This is a genomic window from Haladaptatus sp. T7 (assembly GCF_026008575.1).
GTDB classification, from domain to species: Archaea; Halobacteriota; Halobacteria; order Halobacteriales; family Haladaptataceae; genus Haladaptatus; species Haladaptatus paucihalophilus.
This window is the reverse complement of the sequence record NZ_BROP01000002.1, coordinates 15,570-38,782: the sequence shown is the minus strand read 5'-3', so window position 1 is coordinate 38,782 and position 23,213 is coordinate 15,570. Positions and strand designations below refer to the sequence as shown.

Here is a 23,213-nt window from a genome sequence, read left to right as displayed (position 1 = left end):
TCGCGGTCTAACCGGTCGGATATAGATAACAGTTGTCTCTCCGCTGTAGCGTTGGGGAGCTTCGACCGGACCGCTTCGTGCGTATCCGGCCACTATCCCCGCCGTCAACGGCCGTTCCGTATTTTATCTATACTACCCTCCTTGGCGGTAAACTAAAGTGCGTTCCAACTAACCCACATCCATGGCAACTGACGCCGATGTGCTCGTCGTCGGGGGTGGTTCGACGGGCACGGGCATCGCCCGGGACCTCGCAATGCGGGGACTCGACGTGACGTTGGTCGAGAAGGGAAATCTCACCCACGGGACGACGGGCCGAATGCACGGCCTGCTCCACAGCGGCGGCCGATACGCCGTCTCCGACCAAGCCAGCGCCGAGGAGTGTATCGAGGAGAATCGCGTCCTTCGGGACATCGCCAGTCACTGCGTCGAGATGACCGGCGGGCAGTTCGTCCAGTTGGAGGGCGATTCCGACGACTACTTCGAGGAGAAGTTAGAGGGCTGTCGGGACTGTGGCATCCCGGCCGAGGAGTTGACCGCGCGGGAGGCCCGCGAACAGGAACCCTACCTCACCGAGGACGTAAAGCGCGCCATTTCTGTCCCCGACGGGGCCATCGACCCGTTCCGGCTTTGCGTCGCCAACGCGGCCGACGCCGAGATGCACGGGGCGCGAATCGAGACGCACGCTGAAGTGACGGACGTGCTGGTCGAGGGAAGCGACGTGACCGGCGTCGAAGTGCGCCACGCGAGCGGGCCGGGCAAGCGGGACCACGCGAAACCCGGAACGACCGAGGAGATTCGCGCCGAATACGTCGTCAACGCGACGGGCGCGTGGGCCGGACAACTCGGCGACATGGCGGGCGTCGACGTCGAAGTCCGTCCGTCGAAGGGTGCGATGGTCGTGATGAACTGCCGACAGGTTGATACCGTCATCAACCACTGCCGTCCGAAAGGCGACGCCGACATCATCGTTCCCCACGAGACGACGGCGATTCTCGGGACCACGGACGAGGAGGTAGACGACCCGGAGAACTACCCCGAGGAAGGCTGGGAAGTCGATATGATGATAGACGAGTTGTCGAACCTCGTCCCCATCCTTCGGGACTCCCGAACGATTCGCTCGTTCTGGGGCGTCCGGCCGCTCTACGAACCGCCGGGGACGGGGACGACCGACCCGACGGACATCACCCGCGACTTCTTCCTGCTGGACCACGAGGAGCGCGACGACCTCGGCGGCATGGCGAGCATCGTCGGCGGCAAGTTCACCACGTACCGGATGATGGCCGAGCAGATTTCGGACCACGTGTGCGACAAACTCGGCGTCAGGGCGACCTGCCACACCGCAGACGAACCGCTCCCCGGAAGCCACGATTTTACCCTCCTGCACGACTACATGGAGGAATTCGGGCTTCGGTCCCCCATCGGACGGCGGAGCGTCCAGCGACTCGGCAGTCGGGCCGAAGGCGTGCTCACGAGCACCGACCCGAACCCCGTCATCTGCGAGTGCGAGGCCGTCACCCGCGCGGAGATTCAGGACGCGATAGAGGGTGCGGGAACCGATTTGAACTCGGTTCGCATCCGCACCCGTGCCTCGATGGGCAACTGTCAGGGCGGCATCTGCTGTCAGCGCATGGCGAGCGAACTCCACCCGGAGTACGACGAACCAACCGCCCGCGACGCGCTGGACGAACTGTTTCAGGAGCGCTGGAAGGGCGAACGGCACGGTCTCTGGGGCGAACAGCTCTCGCAGGCCGCGCTGAACTACGCGCTTCACGCGACCACCATGAACCGCGACGGGGACACCGAGAACATCGATTTCGCGGCGTTCGACGGGGGTAACCGTGGCGATTGAGGACGACGTTGTGGTCGTCGGCGGCGGCATCGCCGGGATGGCGACCGCGCTTTCCGCCGCCCGCGAGGGCGCGCAGGTCAGACTCCTCTCGCACAAGGAGAGTACCCTCCGGCACGCGAGCGGTCTCATCGACGTGCTGGGGTACGCCGACGGACTGGTGGCGGACCCGTTCGAGGCCATCTCCGGGCTTCCCGAAGAGCACCCCTACCGAACCGTCGGCCAAGAGGGAATCCGAGACGGTCTCGACCTCCTCGATTCCGTGACCGACTACGCGGGCAGCCACACCGACAGGAACGCCCTCGTGCCGACGTTCGGCGGGCGAATCAAACCGACGGCGCGGTATCCCAAAACCAGCGCCAGCGGACTGGCGAGCGACGACCGGGACACCCTGTTGGTCGGCTTCGAGACGGTGGTCGATTTCGACGCGCCGTTGGCGGCCGAGCGACTGTCGGCGGACGTGCCGTTCGACGCGCGCGGCGTCACCGTCGCGTTCCCCGGCGACTTTCGGACCGACGCCCGAATCACCCGACTCGCTCACGCGCTGGACGAAAACGAGCGAATCGAACGGACGCGAAACGGGATTTCGACGTCCCTGCCCGCCCGAACCGCGCTCGCCGAACGGGTCAAACCCCACCTCGGCGACGCGGAACGCGTCGGGTTCCCCGCGATGCTCGGCGAGGAACGACCCGGCGAGGTGATAGCGTCACTGGAAGCCGAACTGGGGGCGGACGTGTTCGAGGTGCCGATGGGTCCGCCGAGCCTTCCCGGCATGCGCCTCGAAACCGCGTTCCACGACGCCCTCAAAGACGAGGGCGTGCGAACCACGTCCGGGAATCCCGTCGTGGATTTCGAAGGGGGCGACGAACTCGAAGCCGTCGTCGTGGAGCGAAACGGCGCGGAAATCCCGTTTTACGGCGACCAGTTCGTGCTGGCGACGGGCGGCTTGGTCGGCAAGGGAATCGATTCGACGCGCGAGCGCGTGTCCGAGCCAATTTTCGACTGTCACGTCCCCGCGCCCGAGGACCGGTACGACTGGTCGGACCCCGAGGCGTTCGGCGAGCACTCCTTCGCCCGATTCGGGGTGGAAACCGACGACGAACTGCGGGTGCTCGACGCGGACGGCGAACCGGAATTCGACAACCTTCGCGCCGCCGGTGGCGTTCTCGGCGGCTACGATTTCGCGGCGGAGAAGTCAGGTAGCGGCGTCTCGCTCTCGACCGGCGTCGTGGCGGGACGGATTGCGAGCGAACAGGTGAATGTGAATCCATGAGTGAGAAGCAAGCAGACCGACGAGACGCGGCAGAACTCCGAGACGTGTTTACAGGCGAACCGCTCGACCTCAGACCGGGGTCCGACGACTGCTATAAATGCTCGACGTGCGACACGGAGTGTCCCGTCGCCGAAGTGGACGACGACTTCCCCGGACCGAAGTTCCAAGGTCCCGAGCAGTGGCGACTCAAGCGCAAGGAGGACCAGGACATCGACGACTCCATCATGTCGTGTTCGAACTGCATGCGCTGTGATAGCGTCTGTCCCTCCGACGTGCCGCTCTCCGGGATGCACAACACGGCTCGCGGGGAGTACGTGGAAGAAGAGATGTCGAAGTTCTCGCGGGAGTACATCCGCAACCGAATTCTGGCGAACTACGGCCGACTCGCGCCGCTCGGCGCGAAGTTCCCCCGCCTCGCCAACTTCGTGATGGGTCTCTCGGTGACGAAGACGGTCTACGAGAAACTCCTCGGCATCGCGGGAGAACGCGAGTTCCCCGCCTTCGCCGAGCAGACGTTCACCGACTGGTGGGAGGAGCGAGGCGGCAACGCCGCCTCGAAAAAGCGAGCGGAGCGCAACCGGGGCGAAGAAGAGTCGGACGACAAGCGCGTCGCCTACTTCCACGGCGACTACTCGAACTTCAATACGCCAGAGGTCGCAAAGTCGATGGTCCGCGTGTACGAGGAGTTCGGCTACGAAGTCGTCGTGCCCGAACAGCGCTGTTCGGGGACGCCGATGTTCGCCAACGGCATGCTGGACGATGCGAAGCGCGCCGCGAAGTTCAACATCGAGACGTTCGCCGCGCTGGTCGAACAGGGGTACGACGTCATCTGCTCGTGTACCTCCTGTTCGATGGCGCTCCGGCAGGAGTACCCCGAACTCTACTCGTTCGACGGCACCGCGAAGGTCGCCGCGAACACCTACGAGGCCCTCGAATTCCTCCGCATCAACGAGGACTTGGACGGCGCGCTCGCGGACGCCTCCGTCCCGGAATCCGAGTTCGGCTCGCTCGCCTACCACGCGCCGTGCCACGCCAGAAATCAGGGACTCGACGGGCAGGCCGTCGAACTGCTGTCGGCGCTCGACGGCACCGACCCGGTGGACGTCGGCGACTCCTGTTCCGGCATCAGCGGCACCTACGGCTGGAAGGAGGAGAAGTACGACACGTCGATGAAAATCGGCGAGGAGATGTTCGAACACATGGAGGACACGGAGGGCGAGACGGGCATGACCGAGTGTCCGACCTGCGCGATGCAGATGAATCACGGGACGGGCTACGATATCCGCCACCCGCTCGAAGTGCTGGACGCGGCGCTGGTCAGTTGAATTCGCGCTGAACTCGTTCGGCCATTTTTCCCGCGTCGGTCGTCTCCCCCGTGGCAGCCGTTTCTTCCGCGATGTCCCGTGAACGGCGTTCGATGTGCTCACCCACCTCGGCCAGCAACTCGTCGGGAGGGTCGTTCGCGTAGTATCGAATCGATTCTCCGCTCGTCAGTTCGAGGCGCACGTACGGTTTCTCGTACTGTATCGAAGAGAGCCATTCGTAGCGTATCTCGGTCGCTTCGTCCTTCGAATACGGAACTCGTGCCACCATATCGACGCCGACGCCCTCGTGGAACGTAACCGCCTCGTCGCCGACGAAGACGGTCGTGGTGAAGTAGCGTTCGTCGGGCGTCACGAACAGGGACGCGCCGGAACTGTAGTTCAGCGTGTACGTCGATTCGTGGGGCGTCGTTCCCGCCACGGTTCGACGCACCTGCTTCGTGTACTCCGCGTAGGGGTCGAGCAGGGTCCAGTACGACCGGTCTATCTCCTTCGTCCCGAGATACCAGAGGCCGAGTCCGCTGGTGAGTCCGACGAGGTAGCCGATGCCAGTTCCGGTCGTCGCGCCGAAGAGAATCGAGAGTACGACAGCGAGCGCGATGCCCATTTCGAACCGCCACCCGAGCCACCAGAGGAACGTGCTCACGTCCCCTATCGTGTCGTCCATTCTTTTCGTGACCGGATTACGTTCTCGCCAATTGAATAGTTTCGTATCCGACCGGAATCGAATCGATGATTCGCGGGCTCTATCGATGTCACTATCTCTCACAGTAGCGCTTCGAAGGAACGCTTTAGCCCGGCGGGTTGTTGTGTTCAGGCGTGTTCGATACTCTCCACAGCGAACTCGAACTGATAGAGCGGGCGCTCGGGACCCTCCTGCTCGTCTCCGAACACGGACCTATCGGGATTCGGCGCCTGTCGCGTATCACCGAACGAGAACACCACGAAATCCGCGCCGCCCTCAAACTCCTCGAAGAGGAGGGGTACGTCGAATCGACGCCCGACGGAGCGACGAAAACCCCCGAAGCCCAGACGTTTCTCGCCGGGCTAGACGACGATATCGACGACATGACGGCACGCATCGACGCGCTCCCCTCTCGATCGACGGTGCCTACTCGCGCGGAACGCTGACGTTCCGCATCTCCGAATCGCAGTCCGGACACTCCCCGGGGTGCTGAAGCGCGCTCACCCGCTTGCCGCAGTTCTCACATTCGTACGTTGCAGTCATCTTGGAGACCCTATGCCATGCAGTAAGTTAACAGTAGTTATTGTCGGAAAATCGAACGGTCAGTAGTCCAAATCGTCGGTGGTGTGGTCGAGCAACAGCACCGCGCCGCCGCCGACGAGGATGGCGACGAGCGCCCCGCCGATGACCGTCGGCGTCCACGCGAACGTCGACGCCGCGACCGTCTTCTCGACGGGGAAGCGAAGCGCTCCGACCATCAGGCTGACGAGGAAGGTCAACGTCGCCGCTCGGTAGTGCTCCAGTGCCCACGCGACGACCTTCGAAATAGTCAACAGCCCGACGAGGGCACCGACCATGAACGTCACGACGACGATTCCCGGCGTGACGACGGCCGCGACGGACCCGCCGTCAGCGAGTCCGACGAGCGCGTCCTTGACTCCGTGCAGACTTTCCGAGAGGTAGTTGTACTGACCGAGGAGCATGAGGATGAGCGCCCCGGACACGCCCGGGAGGATCATCGCACTGATGGCGACCATCCCGGTCACGAAGACGAGCGGGAGGGGCGTCGCACCGGTCGCCGATTCGGTCGCACCGGCTATCAGGAAGGCGACGGCGAAGCCAGCGATGGCGGCACCGACCTGCCCCGGCGTGCTCACCGACACCTCGTCGTAGAGGACGATGGCCGACGCGGCGATGAGTCCGAAGAAGAAGCCGTACAGCAGGACGGGATGCTGTTCACTTCCCCACGTGACCAGTCCCGTCACCGCCACGACCGCCGTTGCGATTCCCGCACCGAGTGCGAGCAGAAACGGGATGTCCATCTCGGAAAGGATTCGGCGGGCGTTCGCGCGTTCGTCGGGGTCGTACGCTCGGAGGATGTTCAGCACGATTCGCGGGTCGAACGACGCGACGGCCGAGATGAGTCGTTCGTAGATGCCCGTAATGAGGGCTATCGTCCCGCCGGAGACGCCGGGGACCGCATCGGCGGACCCCATGCAGACGCCTTTCAGGTAGACAGTCAGCAAGCCACGCATTGCACCCGGGTTTCCGGTCGAATCAAAAAACGATTCCCATCCGCGGTCGACGCCAGCAGGCTCTCGCTCGTCACCAGTCACGCCCGGCACTACGGGCCACTCGAATATGAGAATGTGGGCTGGCGGGGTGGAATCAAGCGAACGGAAAAACGAAATCGAAACCGCAACCGACGCGCTTCAGTCGCGGCGCGCCACGACCATCGCGGCCGCGAACGTGCCGACCAGACCGGCGCGGGTTGACGGTGCGGCGGGACTCGGCAGCGAACTGCTGTTCGTCGAGTCGTTGGCTCCGACGGTGCCGTTTCCGGCCGTCGTGTTCCCGCTCGTCGAGTTACCGGCGTTCGCCGGACCTGACGAGGAGTTGCCGGTGGAGTTGTTCGCGCCGCCGACCGGAAGCGTCTGCTGTTGGTCCACGGAGACGGTCACCGGGTTCGTGTTCTCGCCGATGACTTGGCCTTCCGTGACCTGTGCCGTCGCGTTTTTGAACGTGATGCCGTCGTCGCCGAACGTCTTCGGCGTCGAGAACTCGTAGGGACCGACCGCACGAACGCTGACGTTCGTGTAGCCTTTCTCCGTGCCCCACTTCTCGTAGCCGGTCGTGGAGTACGGAAGCGTCATCGTGAACGTCCCGTCATCGTCGGTTTTGGCCTGCTGGGTGTAGGTGAACGTGCCACCGTCGGGGGAGTTCATCTTCACCGAGGCGGTGATGGTCGTGTCCGCCGGGCCGGTTCCCTGCACCGTCGCGCCGGGGACGCGTTCGAACGTCTTCACCCACGCGGGCGAGGTGCGCAGGAAGTCCTGTCCCGAGGCACCACCCTGCTGGAGCAACTGTAGTCGCTGACTCAGCACCTGATAGTGCGAGTAGACGCTCGTGGACTGCGACTTGCTCTCCTTGACGACGCGGTAGTGTTGGAGCGCCGGAATCCGCTCGCTCGGATACGGGCCGATGCCGCCGATTTGCGAGCTTCCGTCCTTTGCGACGAACTCACGCGCCTCTTTCATCGTGTCGAACGTCCGAACGACGGTTTCGTTCGGACCCTGCGGATTCTGCTTGTACGTTATCTGCTGGCCGTTCTGCGTCCCGGTACCGACGTCCCAGTCGAGGACGATGGGTTTCGGTTCGACTGAACTACCGCCGTACTTGTACAGACGGACCATCTGCGTCTCGTAGTACGCCTGTTTGTGCTGGACGACGTAGTTGCCCTGACCGCCGACCAGGATGTAGTCCATGAACGTCGATTGCGAGACGTTCTCGTTGAACACCGTCGGCGCGAAGAACTTGACGTTGCCCTGTCGGCCCTTCGTTTCGACCATCTTCCAATCGACCATCACGTAGCGCGTCTCCTCGTTCTTGTCGCCGAGCGAGTCGATGACGGCGTTCGCCTGCGACTCGTTCTGTGCGAGGAGGTAGTTTGCGGCCGTGGTTGCACCCTCCTGGAACGGGTTCGCGTTGGGGATGCGCTCCCCGTTTACCGTAATCCAGTGACCGTAGTCCCACCACGACATGACGCCGTACGACCCGTCAGGATAGTCGAAGTCGCCGTCGTCTTGGGTGTACGTGCCGTAGTAGTTCATCGAGTTTCCGGCACCGCCCAAATTACCTTCCTGTGGGGTGTTCTCCTGCATCCACTGCAGGGAACCCTCCCACTGGGTGACCGAACCGGGGCCGGTGTTGTTCCCGACCGTCTGTGCGGTGTACGTCTGCGTACCGCTGACTTGGACGGGGACGACGAGCGCCGGGACGACGAGCATAACGACGAAGACCACCGCGAGTACCTGATACGCCTCGACGTTTCGAATCGTCTCGCTGGCCGAGTCGCCGATACCGACGAAGCCGAGCACCCACCCAAGGAGGTAGGCGTTCAGCACCGCGACCGGGACTGCGAGATAGTAGTTGAAGCGTACCTGCGTGAACGCCGCCGCCACGATAAATGCCGACCAGACGAGCACGAGGAACTTCTCTCCCTCGTGTTCGTCCGCCGATAGCGCGCGCCAGACCATCACCAACGCGCCGACGATCGCCGTGAAGAACATCAGGCCGTACTGCGGAACGACGGCCGCCGTGAGCGATTGGCTACCGTTCAAGAACGGTTTCGCTTCGCCGATGGTTCGCTGTGCCGCGCCCGCATTGAATCCGACGAACCGAACGAGATTGTTCTGAATCAGGTTAAAGAGGTTCGGCAGGGCGACGTAGACGACGAGCACGCCGACCAGGAGAATGCCGAAGATGGCGACCGGATAGCCGGTCGTCGCGAGGTCGCGGTCGTCCCATTCGCGTGCCAGCCACGCCATGAATCCCGAACCGATGGCGATGGCGAACGCCATGAGCGGTTGCAAGAGCGAGAACTTCGTCGCGCTGAACGTGGCGGTCCCGAACGGCACGAAAAGGAGAAGCCCCGTGACACTCATGCTGACCGACGCGACGAACGCGAGGTGGTCGGGACTGACCCCGCGCACGTAATCCGCAGTCAGCTTCAGCAGGAAGAACACGCCGAAGATACCGATGAGGAGCACGCCCGGTGGCCACACCCACAGATAGAGAGCGGTTGCGATTCCCGCGAGAATGCCGTAGCCGAGGGGCCGTCGCACCGCCGCGAAGTCGCGGTCCGCGAGCAGTTCGAAGACCGGACGCTCCCGTTCCGCGACCGAGACGGCGACCATCATCGCCAAGACGGCGAACGCTTGGAAGAACGGCTCGACGATGTTGTGGTCCGAGAAGCCGACCAGTCCTCGGTTGAGGAAGACGCCCGGAATGAGTGCCAACACGAGAACGCCGAAGAGACCGCCGAGTCGGCCGCTCAACCGCTTCCCGATGAGGTAGGTCGGGACGGCGACGAGCGTGCCGAACACCGCCGGTGCGACCAGCAGCGTTAGTGCGACCGTTTTTTGCGATGGATCGCCCAATCCGACGATCAGTGCCACTGTGGCGACGATCTGGTCGTAGAGCGTGCCGAATTGTCCGACGCTCGTCCCGAACGGATAGTACGTCCACGGGTCGAACGGCATCGTCGCGGGCCAGTGACTGACTGTATACTGTACCTGTCTAAGGTGATACCACGCGTCGTTACCTGAGAAGAACACTTCGCCGTTCCTGACGAAGTTGTCGTAGGACTGCAACCGAACCCACAACATGAATCCCAGCAACACCGCGAGTACGGGGACGTGGTACCAATCTTCTATCTGGTCGAGGACTGAATCGGTAGGAGTGGAGGAGTCCTCGACCTGTTCGGTGCCTTGGCTCATCGAATGAAAGGTTCGGCAAAGTGGGGATAAGCCTTATGATAGTATAGCGGGAGAACCGTATACTCGCTGTTTCGCTTCGACAGAGCGGCTTGTTCCTGATTAGAACAGTATCGATTGAAGCCATATAAAGAGCCGTTCAGCATATCGCTTGATTAATGACTGATGTGTCTGTGGCAGACATATGAGCGTTATTGACTGGGTAGTAGAATCCAAGAACCGAATAGCTCGGGACGGACTCGTTTCCGGTCTTACTGAAAGTAGCTATAAATTCTATATCGGTGCCGCAGGTCGACTTGACTGGATCGCATCTGGAACGCCGATTTACGAGCGGGATTGGGACGTGTTGATAATTCTCGATGCTTGTCGTGCAGATCTGATGGCACAATCGATTTCGGACTATACTTTCCTCGAATCGTTCGAAACGATCACCTCAGTTGGTTCGACTTCGGAAGAGTGGATGGAAAAGAATTTCACCGAAACCTACGGCAGGGAAATGTCCGAGACGGTTCATGTGACCTCAAATCTCTACTCCGAATCGAAACTCGACCCAAACGCGTTCGCGGAACTCGACGAAGTATGGCGATATGGATGGGACGAAGAACTACGGACAATACCCGCGCGTGCAGTCACTGACCGAGCGATACATCACGGACGAAATAGCGACTTTGATCGGCTGATCGTCCATTATATGCAACCGCATTATCCATTCATTCCAAATCCGGATATCGGATCCGGTATGCGAACCGACGAATCCGAACCAAGCGTGTGGAAGCAACTTCGTGACGGGACTGTCACGAAGGGAACCGTCTGGGATGCTTATAAAGCGAATCTCCACTATGTTCTCGACGATCTCGAACTACTTCTGACGAATCTCGACGCCGAACGGGTCATCGTTTCTGCTGACCACGGAAACAGTTTCGGGAAGTTCGGGATCTATGGTCATCCTGGTGGTGTACCGCTTCAGTGTCTACGAACTGTTCCATGGGTCGTCACTGAAGCATCCGATTCCGGCGAGTACGAGCCAGAAGAAAAAGAGGAAGCAATCGAGCAATCAATGGATGAAAAGCTTTCCGCGTTAGGGTATGCCGAAAGGTGAACTGTAGAATTGGTGCTATCGTACTAACGATTGGAGATCGTCTACCGTCCGTAGATCCGTCTGAAAAAACTCTCGGTTGCGCTGTATCTTCTGCTCGCTCCACTCCCACCACTTCTCCTCTAGCAATTGTTCTCTGATATGTTCGGGAAATCTCCATTTCTTGTGTTGTGCTGGAACCCCAGCGACGACTGAATACGGTTCCACATCGTCTGTCACGATAGACCCCGCTCCGATAACGGCCCCACTCCCGATTTCAACATCCGAAAGGATGATCGATTCTGTCCCAATCCAGACATCGCTTCCGATGACTATGGGTCCGTTTGTCACTTCCTCCAGTCGATCATCAAGCTTCTCACGATAAAACCGCATTTGGATTCCCGGATTATGCATGAGGTGGTTGCGTCCTTGGAATGTGACTCTCCGTGCAATGGCGCAATATTTTCCAATTTGGACGGTGCCGATTACCTCGTTCCTGTCGACTAAATTCGTCCCATCCTCTATCGTTACCTTCCCGTCAAGCGTTGTGTTTGAACCGATCCGAACTTCATCTCCTAGAGAGATGTCCCCTTGTATCTTACACCCTCTCCCGATGTCAACATTTTCTCCTGCTTGGATCGATGTTTCTACCGGCGCGAGATCCAGTAATGCTCTGATATATTTGGAATAGGTCGTATATTCTAGCACTGTGTGACCCCACGAATATAGCTTAGAATGATTCATGTGTGTCCGTCTATAGAACGGGTGGTAATAACGTTTCCATCCGATACTGTGTCAGACGGTTGCTAGGGTGCTTTCGCATGACTAGCTATCGACCATATGTCATCACCAATTTAACATCCACTTTGGTACCATCTGTTCGATACGTGACCCTCGAAGGACGCTTCCGATTGTCAGTCGAAGTTTTCGACTCATTACCAAAAGACAAACACCGTAGACAACTACACCCGTCATTAGAAGCGTTCCGAGGCGTATCCAAGAATCGGTACCGAGAATCGGTCGTGAAAAGGAAACCACGCCAAACATAATTGACCCAGCAAGAAATTGCTCGAGAAGTTCCCGTGGCAGCAAGACGACTCTCGACATCTCTGATCGAACTAGAAATGCAAGACCGAGATACCGAACCGCTTCAGAGACGACGGTGGCAATAACAACACCGACTGCGCCTAATTCTATCGTCAGAACAACTCCCAAAATGAGATTCACTACCAGCGTAATCGAAGAAATGCGGAAATTAGAATCGGGCATGTCAAAACCATTGATTGCTTTGTAGAGTGGAACTGTCTGTGTCGTTAGAATACGATATAGTGACAGTCCAATGAGTAGTATCGAAGCGCTAGCGTACTCGGAGCCATATAACTTGATTACAAGTGGTCGGGCGACTACGAGTGCACCAAAAAAAAGTGGGATCGATAGGATACTGGAGAACGAGATAACGTTCGAAATATCACGGACTGCGCTTTCTCCTTTACTCCGTAGGTTACTTACCCGAACCATTAGTCCTGAGCCTGAAATTTCTGCAACGAACATTGCTGGGAACGTGAGTTTAGCTGCAACCTCGTAATCACCGACTGCGGCAGGCGTCATCAACGCGCCCAACAACAGGACATCGAATCGGTCGTACGTTTTCCAGAGCATACTGGTTGGGATACTGTATCGAGCATATTCCCAAAGGCTTCGGAGTAGTTCAACCGATGGTTTTGTCGGGAGTGTCTGATGGTAGTATAGTGCGACCGGAATCACAAGTAGTGTTGCTCCTGCTAACCCAGATACCATTCCAGCGACGCCAAAGCCAACGATGACTAAAATGAGTTGAAGAGGGAACGTGAAATAGGAGCGAAGGGCGTCTATTCCTACCGCAGTTCCGATATGGCCCTGTGCCTGTATAATCGGTACGAAACATGAGTACAACACCTTTGCCGAGAGTAGAAGGAGAAACAATGGCACGGCCGCTTCGACACCAGTATATCGTCGTAACCAATCTCCCGCGATGATAGCGATTCCGCCTAACGCAAGTATCCAGACGATGCCGACTAAGAGTTGTGCGCCGATGACTTCTCGGTTCGAAAACTTGATTTCTGACGCTCGCTTTGTCGCAGCACTTGTCCAGCCTCCGCTGATCGGTCGTTCGGTAAGCAAGACGAGTGACAGTAGCAGGTGATACTTCCCGAAGAGAGTCGCCCCGAGTTTTTGAGCAAATATTACGGTTCCAATGAACCCGATAGCAGCCATCGAAGCTTTTGCGATGCTTCCCTTTACTGTTTCCCCGCCGAGGCTTACATTGGATGCGTCGTCAGTCATCGATACCCTTGCTTCGGAACGGTTGTACTGTTTATTTCGAATTCAACAGAAGCGCCCTGACGATAGAAGAGGTCACAACTGCTCCGAACGCTATTGATGGCTATTGTTTCCCGTCTGATACCCCCCCTTTGTGCCATAGCTCTCCGGTTCGTTCGTCCTGTCCCTCGTTTAAATCCGTCTTTCATCTGGTCGTTCACCCCATCCTTCATACTGATGTATAGAAAAATTACCGTTTAGTATCGTACGACCATGAAGTATATACTCTCTCCATCAACTTCATCAAACATGAGTATTTCACCTGGAACGTTGGATCCAAATTCTAACGGGAATCCGACAAATACGCTGTTCGTCGGGACCTTTTTTCACGACATTCATTGTGCATTCGCGGAGGCAATCGGAGCCGATGTATTTTCGCTCTTTGGACCAAAGTACGAAGAATGGGATTCTGTGGCTGAGAGCACGCAAGCACGCCTACGACACTACGTCCGCAAAGCCCGAGAAATACCAAGTGGCTATGACAACTACCTGCTGGAAGGTGGAACGTCACTTATTCCGGCCGCTCTGTTCACTCTTCGAAATCGAAATGCGAACACAATCCTTCTTAACGCTGATGAGACCTTTATCAATGTAATCGATGGTGTCGAACACTACGGCAAGATGGACGCATATGTCCACCAACTTTGCTCTCGGTCACTCGATGGGTTAGTGAACGTCGGCGATTTCGCGGGTATGTATGCTCGACGCGCTAATCTTGATGTACAAAGTGTGACAGTCTATCCAGGCATCAAAGACGAGTTGTATCGACGGTTAGGAACCATCCCTGTCTCAGTCGGGTCGAAAAATATCGTCGTCGTTGGTTACGGCAAAAATCATGCACGCAGAACCGGCGGTTCCTCAACCGGATTCGATCTACTCGTTGAAGCGATGCCGGACATTCGAGACGTGCATCCCGAGTCGGAGTTACATATCGCGGGCAAGGGTCATCCGAAAGCTTGGGAAAAGCATGCAGGAGTCGTACTCCATGGTTGGGTGGATGATCTGGCCGAATTTTTCTCCCACGGAGAGGTGTCTGCTCATCCTGGACGGTCGGAGTCTTTCTCTGTCGCAGCGCTTGAACCAATGCGTGCTGCCCGCCCGTGTATCGTGAGCAATATGGTTGGCGCTAAGGATGTCGTCGAAGAAGTTTCTGAAACCCTTGTCTGTGAACCAACTGTCGCAGGAGTACGTGAGACACTCATCGATTACTTCGACCGCTCCGAAGAAAAGCGGCGTGAGATGTGCGAGCAAGCACGGGTAACGGTTGAGGGTTTCGATGAAAGTAGCGTCGTCACGGACTTCGTTAACGAGTATACAAAACTCTGCGAACAACTTAGCGAGACGGCCAAGGCTAAGTGAGTGGCCTATCATAGTCAGGTCAATGACACTCCGTGTGGCAGTCGTCACCGAGTTCTGTCCACCATATCGGACAGGATTCTATGAAATGTTAGCAGATAAATATGAAGTGAGGATATTTTTCTGCAATTCTAAAGAATCATGGAGAGCATACGGTGATTTCGACTATTCAGAACTGTCCGGGTATCTGTTCAGAGATCGGTATAAAATCACGCCGACGGTATTTACTCACCTCTACCGGTTTGATCCAGACGTGATTGTTGGTGCTCCTGTCGAGGGGTTCGGTGGACAGTCTTCATTCCTGTATGCTCGAGCGACTAATACGCCGTTTGTCCTGTGGACGGGAGAATGGCATCTTCCTTTGACAACACTCCGAACTGTGACGTTCCCACTCATTCGTCGAATCTACATGGAAAGCGATGCTATCGCGGTGTATGGTCCACATATTTCGGACTATCTCGTCGACCTCGGTGTGGAAGAGGACAAAATATCCATCGCTTGGAATACTGTTGACACGGGCCAGTTCTCTACTTTTAATCAAGACCGTGTAGCTGACTTACGCAAAGAGTGGGGTATCCCTGATGACGCCTCTGTCGCCTTGTTTGTTGGGAGATTAGTCAAAGAAAAAGGTGTGAAATACCTACTCGATGCTTATAAGACGGCACGAGCAGTGTCTGAAAAGCCGACCTATCTTCTTATCGTTGGTGATGGTGACCAACGAACAGAGTTGACAGAACAAGTGGACGATGATCACGATGTGATCTTTACTGGTTACATAAACAATGAGTTACTTCCAGAATACTATGCACTTGCGGATGTCTTCGTTCTTCCATCCGTTGTCACGGCCGAATTTCGAGAACCGTGGGGGTTGGTGATTAACGAAGCGATGAGCTCCGGAACAGCAGTTATTACGACCGGACAGGTAGGTGCATCGTGTATCATCGACGAGGGAAAGAACGGATTCGTCGTCCCAGAGCGGAACGAGGCAGCACTTGCAGATAGGTTAGCAGAAATATTCGAAAACCCAACAATGGCGTCGGAAATGGGAGTACAGGCGAAAAAAGACAGTAAATTGTATGATTACGAACGGATGCTCGACGGTTTCGATGAGGCTGTTCAAACAGCAGTCGTGCGTAGTAAAAACAACGGATAGTGCTGCAATACACCACTAATGTAGTTGTTCATATGTCCCGATACATATTTGCATAATCAGTGGTGTTCTCTGATAATGACGAACGTTCTGTTGTTAACGATCGACTCACTTCGTGCGGACCGATGTTCAGAGAAGTATTTTCCAAAGTCATGGTCGATTTTAGAACGAGAATTTGACCGATTTACCGAAGCATATTCCCATGGCGTTGCAACCCCGTTTGCCTTCCCAGGAATTATCACTGGACAACTTCCAAAAAATGATGGAACACTTCCGGGAACACCGACGCTTGCAGAACTGTGCTCCGGGAAGTCAGTAGCATACGCAAATAACCCACACCTTCGACCAGACAGGGGATATGATCGTGGGTTTGACGAATTTTCGTACCTTGGTGGTTATTCCGGGAACACGTTAAAGCAGAGAGTTTTCCACCACCTCGGTCAAGTAGAAGTGATAAAATGGGTATACGATTCAATAAACAAAATCGTAGCGACAGTCAACGAGGAACAGTTTAAAGAGCCATATCGTTCGGCCATGGAACAAGTCCAGCGCGTTGATTCCGCGCTATCTAACGACGTTTCATTCTGTTGGGCTCATTTTCAGGATCCCCACTTCCCTTTTTCTATTGAATCCGTTGCAGATGGGATGATACGTGATAATTTCGACACGGAACATGTACGAACTCTCAATGACGAGTACATCAGCGGTGATATTTTAGATGACACAGATTCCCTCTCGAAATTGGTTGAGATGTACGATGAGAATATCCGATATCTCGACCGCCAACTCTCGAAGTTGCTCGAGAAACTAGATAAACAGGGTTGGTTTGAAAACGGTGTAGTTGCGATAACCGCGGACCACGGCGAGGTGTTCGGTGAGTCAGGTATGACGAACCACCCGTGGGATGCGCTTCCACTCGATGCACTCACCCAAATTCCCCTTCTTATTTCTACGCCGAGTAATGAAGCCACAATACACGACCAACTGGTACAGCATTCGGATTTGTTCAGATTCCTTGCTGGACATTTAACCGACGATATTCCGTCGGCAGATCACCGATATAACCTCTATGACGATACTCACCGCTATGTCGTCTCGAAATCGAATGCAGTCGTCCGCTGTCTTTCATCGGATGGTTCCGTGGTGAACTTCCGCGACGGGAGGATGGATATCGACGGCAGTCCATCACAATCTCAAATCGAGTATACGAAAGAAATATCATTCCCAAGTATCGAGAAATCATCGGGTACTATCCCCGGTGTTCCAGATTCGAACCATCAAGAGATCGAGAAACGACTGGAGGCACTTGGATATGTGGACTAGCCGACGGACAGACAAATGATCACTTCAGATAGAGTGTTTCCAGTTGATCAGTAACGGCACCCCACCCCATGAGATTCACCGTATCTGGTTCGTTTCGCCTCGCTTTTTCAACCGCAGTGGCGATGGTATCCGGTTCGATATTCGTAACTCCGATAACCCCCTCGTACTGCACCCACTGTGTTAGCGCTCCCGATTCCTTAACCACACAGGGGGTTTTGCTGCACAGTGCCTCCCCAACCGTCATACCATAGGCTTCGAACGAAGATAAAGTGATGAAGACATCCGCGCCAACGTATAACCGAGTGAGATCATCATCTGAAACGTATCCTGTGAACTGAATGCGATCTCGGACATCACAATCGTGTGCGACATCTTCTAGTGTTTCTCTATAGGGTCCGTTGCCGACAATCATGAGATTGTATGCGTCTATCTTTTTCAAGGAACGGATAATATGTTGAACCCCTTTATATTCTTCCAGTCGGCCTACATACAAAAGATAGGGTTGATGCTGGCTCTCCGTGGTTACATCTCGAAATCGTTCGAGATTCAGACCGTTTGGTACGACCGTTGAATCGATATCGAAATCCGTTTGTAACAAATCATGCTCCCACTCACTTACGGCGACGACTTCCGTTGCACGGTGAAGCGACCACTTTCCCACGGGTCGGTAGGCTCGTAGTAGATGGTCACGAATACCACTAGCACTCTTTCCATGATAATGTGGTGTGATGATAAGTGGAGCATCAGCGCTGAGTGACCCAAGCACCATCGGAAGCGAGTGATAGTTGTGGGCATGTATAATATCCCCATCGCTACGTCGGACTACCGGCACAATCCCCGGCGCAATGTGAAACGCACCCCCTGGTGCAAATCCACGACATCGACGAACACGAACTCCATTTCGAACGTCCTGGTTTGAAACGTCCTTACCCGCATCGGCGGTAACTACCGTAACTTCGTGCCCCCGCTCGACGAGACGTTCACTAATTTCCTTTACATGCGTCTCAACCCCACCGACACGAGGTGGATACCGCGGCGTCACTTGAACGATTTTCACTCGAACGCCTCCCGCAACTCCTCATCTATCTCCCACGTTCCATCCCCTTCGCCACGCAACAACTCCACACTCGCCCGGAACAGCGACACTTGCGTGTCGAAGATGGCGTACACCGGCTGCAGTGGTCCGAGACAATCACTCCCACCGAGTTTGATAAACACTCCAAGCCCCGCCGGAACGACCAACCCGAACGGCCCGGCCGCGACCAACGCACCACCAGTCAGCAATCCGATTCCGAGCGCGACCAACCACGGCGAGACGATCATGAACCACCAGTTGAACGGCAACACGACGCCGCCGTACTTCCCGTGTCGGCCGAGTGCGTCCCGGTGCTGGACGAGCAGCCGGATCAGTCCCATTCCACGCCGGTCCTTTTGGAGACGGCGTTTTCCGAAATCGGAGTGCGATGCCTCGCTGTAGCGGATTTCGGGGTCGTAGATGACTCGCTTTCCGTTCCGGCGAATCTTCAACGCGAGTTCCGTGTCGTCGGCGAGCGACTCGGGGTCGATGGGGACGATGGCGTCGTTTTCGAAGGCGGAGAACGGACCGTGGAAGATAAGGGTGGAATCGAGGTGCGATTCGAGCGTCTGGATGTGCGCCTGCACGCCGCGATATCCTTCCTCGACTTCGCTCCCTCCGAGAACGTCGGTGTTCTTCCCCGTCACTGCCGCGACGTCCGGGTCGGCGAGGTTCGCGGCGGCGACCCGGAGCACGTCGTTCGCGGTGAAGGAGTCGCAGTCGGTTTTGACCACCATCTCGTTCTCGGCGGCCGCATAGGCGTCGTTGAGCGCGGGAGCGAGTCCGCGCCGTTCCTTCTCTTCGATGAGGTTCAGCGAGGGATGTTCTCGGTCCGCGAAATATTCTCGGATCAGGTCCGGCGTCTCGTCGTCGCTCGAATCCACGACGACGAGTTCGATGTTCTCCATCGGATAGTCGAGTTCGAGCAAGTTGTCCAGTTTCTTCTCGATGATGTCGGATTCGTTGTAAGTCGGCAGAACGATACTAACTGTCGGTTCCGCATCCCGTTTTCGGGCCGGTGAGCCCTCCGGGCGAATCAGTCCGTACAGCGCGAGGAAACAGAAATACGGAATCGCGGCCACGGCGATGACGACGGCGGCAGCCTTGGCGAGCCGGTTCATAGCCGGTCGTTTGTCGCTTTGTTTTAAACATCTATGGATTGCCAGGCAGTTGTTCGACACTAACAGTTCGAGCACCTCTCTCAACACTGACAGACTCAAAAGGTTGGGCTTTTAGACCCCGGTACCCATTTCCCCGACAATGCCCGACAGAGAGGACGTGTGCGTGCTCATCCCCACGCTGAATGAGGCTGAGACGATTGGCGAAGTCATCGACGGCTTCCGCGAGCAGGGCTTCTCGAACGTCCTCGTAGTGGACGGTAACTCCGACGACGGGACGCGCGATGTGGCGACGGAGCACGGCGCGCGCGTCATCGAACAGAGCGGCGTCGGGAAGGGGCAAGCCGTCCGCGAGGGCTTGGAACACATCGAAGCGGAGTACGTGCTGATGTTGGACGGGGACGGAACGTACAAACCGTCGGACGCCGAGACGATGCTGGAGCCGCTCGACGACGGCTACGAACACGTCATCGGCAACCGGTTTGCGGGCATGAACGACGGGTCGATGCCGCGGCTGAACCACTTCGGCAATCGCGTTATCAACCGAGCGTTCTCGATCATCCATCGGTCGGATTTCAAGGACATCCTCAGCGGCTATCGGGCGTTCACGAGAAAATCCGCGGAGCGTTCATACCTCACCTCGGACGGCTTCGGCGTCGAAACCGAACTGGCGGTCGAATGCGTCAAACACAGCGTTCCGACGGCCGTCGTGCCGATTCAGTACGAAGAGCGGCCGGACGACTCGGAAACGAACCTCCATCCGCTTTGGGACGGGGGGGACATCATCATGACGCTCTACCAACTCGCGAAGACGAACAATCCGCTATTCTACTTCGGGAGCATGGGTATGTTGAGCGGTCTCATCGGGGTTATCTTGGGGGTTTACGTCGCCGTCGAGTGGGTGACGCGCCACATCTCCCACGAGGTTATCGCGGTCGTCGCCGGTATCTCCATCATCTTCGGCCTGCAGTTGCTCATGTTCGGCGTCCTCTCGGATCTGATCGTCACGCTTCACCGCGAACAGATGCGTCGAATCGACGAACGCCGCTGAGACGAGAGACGGGTTCACAACGCGCCGAAATTCTCACGCGATATCCCGACTGGTGTCGATTGCCACCGACTCCGTGAGTTCGAGTTTGATGGTTTCGGGAAGCGCCCGTCCGCCGCGGAACTTCGGCACGGCGAGTCGATTTTCGACGCGGTCGCCCGAAATTTCGGTGTTGAGTTGAAACACCACATCGACGGCGTGTTCCGTGATGTCCCGCTGGTCGGGAATCCACCGTCCGTCGAGACAGTGGAGGATTGCGAGGCTGTCCGTTCCGCGGAGGTGGGACTGCAGGTCGTGGAGGAAGTTCCGATACCGAGTCGGGTCCTCCCGCTCCAGTAGGTTCATCGGGTCGATGATGAGCGTCGAATCGCTCCGGAGCCGCTGGAACAGTCGTCGCGCGTGGTCCAGCGGTGCATCACCCGGTATGTATCTGACTTCCGGCGTCCGACGGCTGGATTCGCGTCGAAATCCGGCACTCACCGTCTCCTCGTCGCGGTCGGTCGTCAGGTACAACGTGGGGCGACTGGCGGTGAACTCGGTCAACAGGAGTTCTGCCTGACTGGCCGGAGGTGCACAGAGCGCGACGGTGCTCCCGGGCGGGATACCCCCGTCGAGTTTCCGGTCGAGCACCGGAATTCCGGTCGAAAGCCGCGATACCATAATTGTGACAACTCCAACAGCGTTCATAAGTGTTTGGTCAGGAGTGCCGACGCGAGACGGTCGTACGCCCGCCGAACCGATTCGTCCGAGAGGACGGCGACGCCGCCGTCGGGAATCGAGGCAAGAACGGGACCGCCGAGGAGGCGCTCGATTCCCGTTGGCGGGTTCTCCGTTCGGGTGAGGGCGACCCCGACGATAGTCGTCCCGAGTGCACGGGCCATCGCGGCGGTTTTGACCGTGTCACGGAGGCAGGCCGGGTCGGTCGTCGTCACCAGCAGAACGTGGTCCGCGAGGCGAAGCGGCGTCGCCGCGTCCGGTCCCGCTCCCGCCGGGCAGTCAACGAGAACGTGGTCGGTGGCGTCGGCGAGACGGGAGAGCGCGCTCGGGAGGTGAACGGAGTTGCCCATCGATTGTGGCGCGGGAACTACTTCGACGCCGGAGAGCGTCGGCGGTGGGTGCGTGGCGATTTCGACCGCCTCGCCGTTTGCGACGGCGGAGAGGTTCGGCGTCCCGTCCACGTTAGCGAGGTGATGGAGGTCGGGCATGTCCACGTCGGCGTCCGCGGCGAGGACTGACCGGCGCATCCGGCCGAGCGCGCCAGCGAGTCCGAGCGTCGTCGTCGTCTTTCCACAGCCTCCTTTTCCACCGGCGATGGCGAGCATGCCGGGTGTGGTTCCGTCATCCGATTTAAACTTCGGGGGCGACCCGTGCCTTTCAAGACGCGTGGCGACCCCTGTTCGAACGATGCGGCACGACCACCTCATCGACACGAAACAACTTTCGCGGCAGGACATCGAGGGCGTTCTCGACCGCGCCGCCGAAATCGACGCCGACCCGGCGGCGTTCGGGGACCGACACGCGGGAAAACTCCTCGGGTTGCTGTTTTACGAACCGAGCACGCGCACGAAGATGAGCTTCGAGACGTCGATCAAACGTCTCGGCGGCGACATCGTGGACATGGGTTCCGTCGAATCGTCTAGCGTGAAGAAAGGAGAGAGCCTCGCCGACACGACTCGCGTCATCGAGGGCTACGCCGACGCGCTCGTGTTGCGCCACCCGAGCCAAGGCGCGGCGAAGATGGTGAGCGAGTTCGTCGATGTCCCCCTCCTCAACGCCGGGGACGGGGCGGGCCATCACCCGACACAGACGCTCCTCGACCTCTATACGATTCGGGAGAACGCGGGACTGGACGACCTCACCATCGGCATCATGGGCGACCTGAAGTACGGGCGAACGGTCCACTCGCTCGCCCACGCGTTGACCAACTTCGACACCCGCCAGCACTTCATCAGTCCCGGAAGCCTCAAACTCCCGCGAAGCGTTCGCTACGACCTCCACGAGGCGGGTGCGAACGTCCGCGAACACACCGACATCGAGGACGTGCTTCCGAACTTGGACGTGCTCTACGTCACGCGCATCCAGCGCGAGCGCTTCCCCGACGAGAACGAGTACCGCGCCGTCGCGGGCGACTACCGTATCGACCTCGAAACGCTCGAAGGCGCGCGGGATGATTTGACCATCATGCATCCGCTTCCCCGCGTCGACGAAATCGCGCCCGAGGTGGACGAGACGGACCACGCGAAGTACTTCGAACAGGCACACAACGGCATTCCAGTGCGTATGGCACTGCTCGACTCCATGCTGGAGGACCAATGAGCGACCACGAACTCCGCGTCAGCAAGATTCGAAACGGCACCGTTATCGACCACATTCGCGCCGGGCAGGCGCTCAACGTCCTCGCAATCCTCGGCATCGACGGAAGCGACGGCGAGGAAGTGAGCGTCGGCATGAACGTACCCAGCGACCGGATGGGCCGAAAGGACATCGTGAAAGTCGAGGGAAAGGAGTTGAGTCAGAACGAGGTGGACGTCCTCTCGCTCATCGCCCCCGACGCGAGCATCAACATCATTCGGGAGTACGAAGTGGCAGAAAAGCATCGCTTGGAGCGCCCCGAGTACGTCGTCGGCATCCTCTCCTGTCCGAATAGCAACTGCATCTCGACGGAGGACGAACCCGTCGATTCGAAGTTCGAGGTTCTCTCCGATGGCGTCCGCTGTGAGTACTGCGAAACCATCATCCGCGACGACCTCGCCGCACATATCAGCGTGAAGTGAGAAACGACGGCCTAATCCGCCGAACTGGGAAAAAC

At 57.8% G+C, this 23,213-nt stretch carries 21 protein-coding genes; 11 read left to right on the top strand and 10 right to left on the bottom strand.

Going from position 1 to position 23,213, the window contains the following annotated elements:
• Positions 1-181 precede the first annotated feature (181 nt).
• The 3 genes from glpA to OPC11_RS06200 are packed head-to-tail and all read left to right on the top strand — an operon-like array spanning position 182 to position 4,444.
• Positions 182-1,849, top strand: a complete 1,668-nt coding sequence (gene glpA / locus OPC11_RS06210) for an anaerobic glycerol-3-phosphate dehydrogenase subunit GlpA (RefSeq protein WP_007982912.1) — start codon at positions 182-184, stop codon at positions 1,847-1,849.
• Positions 1,839-3,119 carry a glycerol-3-phosphate dehydrogenase subunit GlpB gene (gene glpB, locus OPC11_RS06205; protein WP_264781354.1) on the top strand — a complete coding sequence of 427 codons (1,281 nt, stop codon included), beginning with the start codon at positions 1,839-1,841 and terminating at the stop codon, positions 3,117-3,119. The genes glpA and glpB overlap by 11 nt, the downstream gene beginning before the upstream one ends.
• On the top strand, positions 3,116-4,444 hold the full coding sequence (locus OPC11_RS06200) for an anaerobic glycerol-3-phosphate dehydrogenase subunit C (protein ID WP_007982910.1): 1,329 nt from the start codon (positions 3,116-3,118) through the stop codon (positions 4,442-4,444). Before glpB ends, OPC11_RS06200 begins: the two co-directional genes overlap by 4 nt.
• On the opposite strand, the gene OPC11_RS06195 is transcribed toward OPC11_RS06200, so the two are convergent.
• Entirely contained in the window at positions 4,437-5,108 is a 672-nt protein-coding gene (locus tag OPC11_RS06195) for a hypothetical protein (protein WP_264781353.1), read from the bottom strand. The genes OPC11_RS06200 and OPC11_RS06195 overlap by 8 nt on opposite strands.
• Before the next feature lie 152 nt (positions 5,109-5,260).
• Between OPC11_RS06195 and OPC11_RS06190 the strand changes: the two genes are divergently transcribed.
• Positions 5,261-5,572, top strand: coding sequence for a hypothetical protein (locus tag OPC11_RS06190; protein WP_264781352.1), 312 nt, complete (start codon positions 5,261-5,263; stop codon positions 5,570-5,572).
• On the opposite strand, the gene OPC11_RS06185 is transcribed toward OPC11_RS06190, so the two are convergent.
• The 3 genes from OPC11_RS06185 to OPC11_RS06175 form a co-directional block, all read right to left on the bottom strand.
• The gene (locus OPC11_RS06185; RefSeq protein WP_139025542.1) at positions 5,553-5,669 is read right to left on the bottom strand and encodes a rubrerythrin-like domain-containing protein; all 117 of its coding nucleotides are present in this window, start codon (positions 5,667-5,669) and stop codon (positions 5,553-5,555) included. The genes OPC11_RS06190 and OPC11_RS06185 overlap by 20 nt on opposite strands.
• A 59-nt stretch (positions 5,670-5,728) precedes the next feature.
• Positions 5,729-6,661, bottom strand: coding sequence for a DUF368 domain-containing protein (locus OPC11_RS06180; RefSeq protein WP_007982907.1), 933 nt, complete (start codon positions 6,659-6,661; stop codon positions 5,729-5,731).
• Between the two features lie 177 nt (positions 6,662-6,838).
• The gene (locus OPC11_RS06175; protein ID WP_264781351.1) at positions 6,839-9,904 is read right to left on the bottom strand and encodes an oligosaccharyl transferase, archaeosortase A system-associated; all 3,066 of its coding nucleotides are present in this window, start codon (positions 9,902-9,904) and stop codon (positions 6,839-6,841) included.
• Between the two features lie 181 nt (positions 9,905-10,085).
• Here OPC11_RS06175 and OPC11_RS06170 point away from each other — a divergent pair, with 181 nt between their 5' ends.
• Positions 10,086-11,000 carry a hypothetical protein gene (locus OPC11_RS06170; RefSeq protein ID WP_264781350.1) on the top strand — a complete coding sequence of 305 codons (915 nt, stop codon included), beginning with the start codon at positions 10,086-10,088 and terminating at the stop codon, positions 10,998-11,000.
• Positions 11,001-11,015: 15 nt separating this feature from the next.
• Here the strand turns inward: OPC11_RS06170 and OPC11_RS06165 are convergent, their stop codons facing one another.
• A complete protein-coding gene (locus tag OPC11_RS06165; protein WP_264781349.1) occupies positions 11,016-11,720 on the bottom strand; it encodes a DapH/DapD/GlmU-related protein in 705 nt (234 codons plus the stop codon).
• A gap of 102 nt (positions 11,721-11,822) precedes the next feature.
• Positions 11,823-13,298 carry a polysaccharide biosynthesis C-terminal domain-containing protein gene (locus tag OPC11_RS06160; RefSeq protein ID WP_264781348.1) on the bottom strand — a complete coding sequence of 492 codons (1,476 nt, stop codon included), beginning with the start codon at positions 13,296-13,298 and terminating at the stop codon, positions 11,823-11,825.
• A gap of 285 nt (positions 13,299-13,583) precedes the next feature.
• On the opposite strand from OPC11_RS06160, the gene OPC11_RS06155 reads away from it, so the two are divergent.
• The 3 genes from OPC11_RS06155 to OPC11_RS06145 all read left to right on the top strand — a co-directional run bounded on the left by OPC11_RS06155 (position 13,584) and on the right by OPC11_RS06145 (position 17,163).
• Positions 13,584-14,693, top strand: a complete 1,110-nt coding sequence (locus OPC11_RS06155; RefSeq protein ID WP_264781347.1) for a glycosyltransferase family 4 protein — start codon at positions 13,584-13,586, stop codon at positions 14,691-14,693.
• A gap of 34 nt (positions 14,694-14,727) precedes the next feature.
• Positions 14,728-15,843: a glycosyltransferase family 4 protein gene (locus tag OPC11_RS06150; RefSeq protein WP_264781346.1), complete on the top strand. Its 1,116-nt coding sequence runs from the start codon at positions 14,728-14,730 to the stop codon at positions 15,841-15,843.
• A gap of 75 nt (positions 15,844-15,918) precedes the next feature.
• Positions 15,919-17,163, top strand: a complete 1,245-nt coding sequence (locus OPC11_RS06145; protein ID WP_073096518.1) for a sulfatase-like hydrolase/transferase — start codon at positions 15,919-15,921, stop codon at positions 17,161-17,163.
• 19 nt (positions 17,164-17,182) lie between these two features.
• Here the strand turns inward: OPC11_RS06145 and OPC11_RS06140 are convergent, their stop codons facing one another.
• Positions 17,183-18,220: a glycosyltransferase family 4 protein gene (locus OPC11_RS06140; RefSeq protein ID WP_026177712.1), complete on the bottom strand. Its 1,038-nt coding sequence runs from the start codon at positions 18,218-18,220 to the stop codon at positions 17,183-17,185.
• A complete protein-coding gene (locus OPC11_RS06135; RefSeq protein WP_264781345.1) occupies positions 18,217-19,359 on the bottom strand; it encodes a glycosyltransferase in 1,143 nt (380 codons plus the stop codon). The genes OPC11_RS06140 and OPC11_RS06135 overlap by 4 nt, the downstream gene beginning before the upstream one ends.
• Positions 19,360-19,498: 139 nt before the next feature.
• Between OPC11_RS06135 and aglJ the strand changes: the two genes are divergently transcribed.
• On the top strand, positions 19,499-20,407 hold the full coding sequence (aglJ, locus tag OPC11_RS06130; protein ID WP_007982884.1) for an S-layer glycoprotein N-glycosyltransferase AglJ: 909 nt from the start codon (positions 19,499-19,501) through the stop codon (positions 20,405-20,407).
• Between the two features lie 33 nt (positions 20,408-20,440).
• Here the strand turns inward: aglJ and OPC11_RS06125 are convergent, their stop codons facing one another.
• Both OPC11_RS06125 and OPC11_RS06120 read right to left on the bottom strand, forming a co-directional pair.
• A complete protein-coding gene (locus tag OPC11_RS06125) occupies positions 20,441-21,064 on the bottom strand; it encodes a transcriptional regulator (protein WP_264781344.1) in 624 nt (207 codons plus the stop codon).
• A gap of 23 nt (positions 21,065-21,087) precedes the next feature.
• The gene (locus tag OPC11_RS06120; protein WP_264781343.1) at positions 21,088-21,726 is read right to left on the bottom strand and encodes a P-loop NTPase; all 639 of its coding nucleotides are present in this window, start codon (positions 21,724-21,726) and stop codon (positions 21,088-21,090) included.
• Positions 21,727-21,808: 82 nt separating this feature from the next.
• Here OPC11_RS06120 and pyrB point away from each other — a divergent pair, with 82 nt between their 5' ends.
• A complete protein-coding gene (gene pyrB / locus OPC11_RS06115) occupies positions 21,809-22,720 on the top strand; it encodes an aspartate carbamoyltransferase (protein WP_264781342.1) in 912 nt (303 codons plus the stop codon).
• Positions 22,717-23,178 (top strand): aspartate carbamoyltransferase regulatory subunit, encoded by a 462-nt coding sequence (gene pyrI, locus OPC11_RS06110; protein WP_007982879.1) that lies wholly within the window; start codon positions 22,717-22,719, stop codon positions 23,176-23,178. Before pyrB ends, pyrI begins: the two co-directional genes overlap by 4 nt.
• Positions 23,179-23,213: the final 35 nt, after the last annotated feature.

Excerpts from the sequence above, each read along its gene's own strand:
- glpA (WP_007982912.1), top strand. The coding sequence starts at position 182 with ATGGCAACTGACGCCGATGTGCTCGTCGTCGGGGGTGGTTCGACGGGC.
- OPC11_RS06200 (WP_007982910.1), top strand. The coding sequence starts at position 3,116 with ATGAGTGAGAAGCAAGCAGACCGACGAGACGCGGCAGAACTCCGAGAC.
- OPC11_RS06195 (WP_264781353.1), bottom strand. The coding sequence starts at position 5,108 with ATGGACGACACGATAGGGGACGTGAGCACGTTCCTCTGGTGGCTCGGG.
- OPC11_RS06185 (WP_139025542.1), bottom strand. The coding sequence starts at position 5,669 with ATGACTGCAACGTACGAATGTGAGAACTGCGGCAAGCGGGTGAGCGCG.
- OPC11_RS06180 (WP_007982907.1), bottom strand. The coding sequence starts at position 6,661 with ATGCGTGGCTTGCTGACTGTCTACCTGAAAGGCGTCTGCATGGGGTCC.
- OPC11_RS06175 (WP_264781351.1), bottom strand. The coding sequence starts at position 9,904 with ATGAGCCAAGGCACCGAACAGGTCGAGGACTCCTCCACTCCTACCGAT.
- OPC11_RS06170 (WP_264781350.1), top strand. The coding sequence starts at position 10,086 with ATGAGCGTTATTGACTGGGTAGTAGAATCCAAGAACCGAATAGCTCGG.
- OPC11_RS06165 (WP_264781349.1), bottom strand. The coding sequence starts at position 11,720 with ATGAATCATTCTAAGCTATATTCGTGGGGTCACACAGTGCTAGAATAT.
- OPC11_RS06160 (WP_264781348.1), bottom strand. The coding sequence starts at position 13,298 with ATGACTGACGACGCATCCAATGTAAGCCTCGGCGGGGAAACAGTAAAG.
- OPC11_RS06155 (WP_264781347.1), top strand. The coding sequence starts at position 13,584 with ATGAGTATTTCACCTGGAACGTTGGATCCAAATTCTAACGGGAATCCG.
- OPC11_RS06145 (WP_073096518.1), top strand. The coding sequence starts at position 15,919 with ATGACGAACGTTCTGTTGTTAACGATCGACTCACTTCGTGCGGACCGA.
- OPC11_RS06135 (WP_264781345.1), bottom strand. The coding sequence starts at position 19,359 with ATGAACCGGCTCGCCAAGGCTGCCGCCGTCGTCATCGCCGTGGCCGCG.
- aglJ (WP_007982884.1), top strand. The coding sequence starts at position 19,499 with ATGCCCGACAGAGAGGACGTGTGCGTGCTCATCCCCACGCTGAATGAG.
- OPC11_RS06125 (WP_264781344.1), bottom strand. The coding sequence starts at position 21,064 with ATGGTATCGCGGCTTTCGACCGGAATTCCGGTGCTCGACCGGAAACTC.
- OPC11_RS06120 (WP_264781343.1), bottom strand. The coding sequence starts at position 21,726 with ATGCTCGCCATCGCCGGTGGAAAAGGAGGCTGTGGAAAGACGACGACG.
- pyrB (WP_264781342.1), top strand. The coding sequence starts at position 21,809 with ATGCGGCACGACCACCTCATCGACACGAAACAACTTTCGCGGCAGGAC.
- pyrI (WP_007982879.1), top strand. The coding sequence starts at position 22,717 with ATGAGCGACCACGAACTCCGCGTCAGCAAGATTCGAAACGGCACCGTT.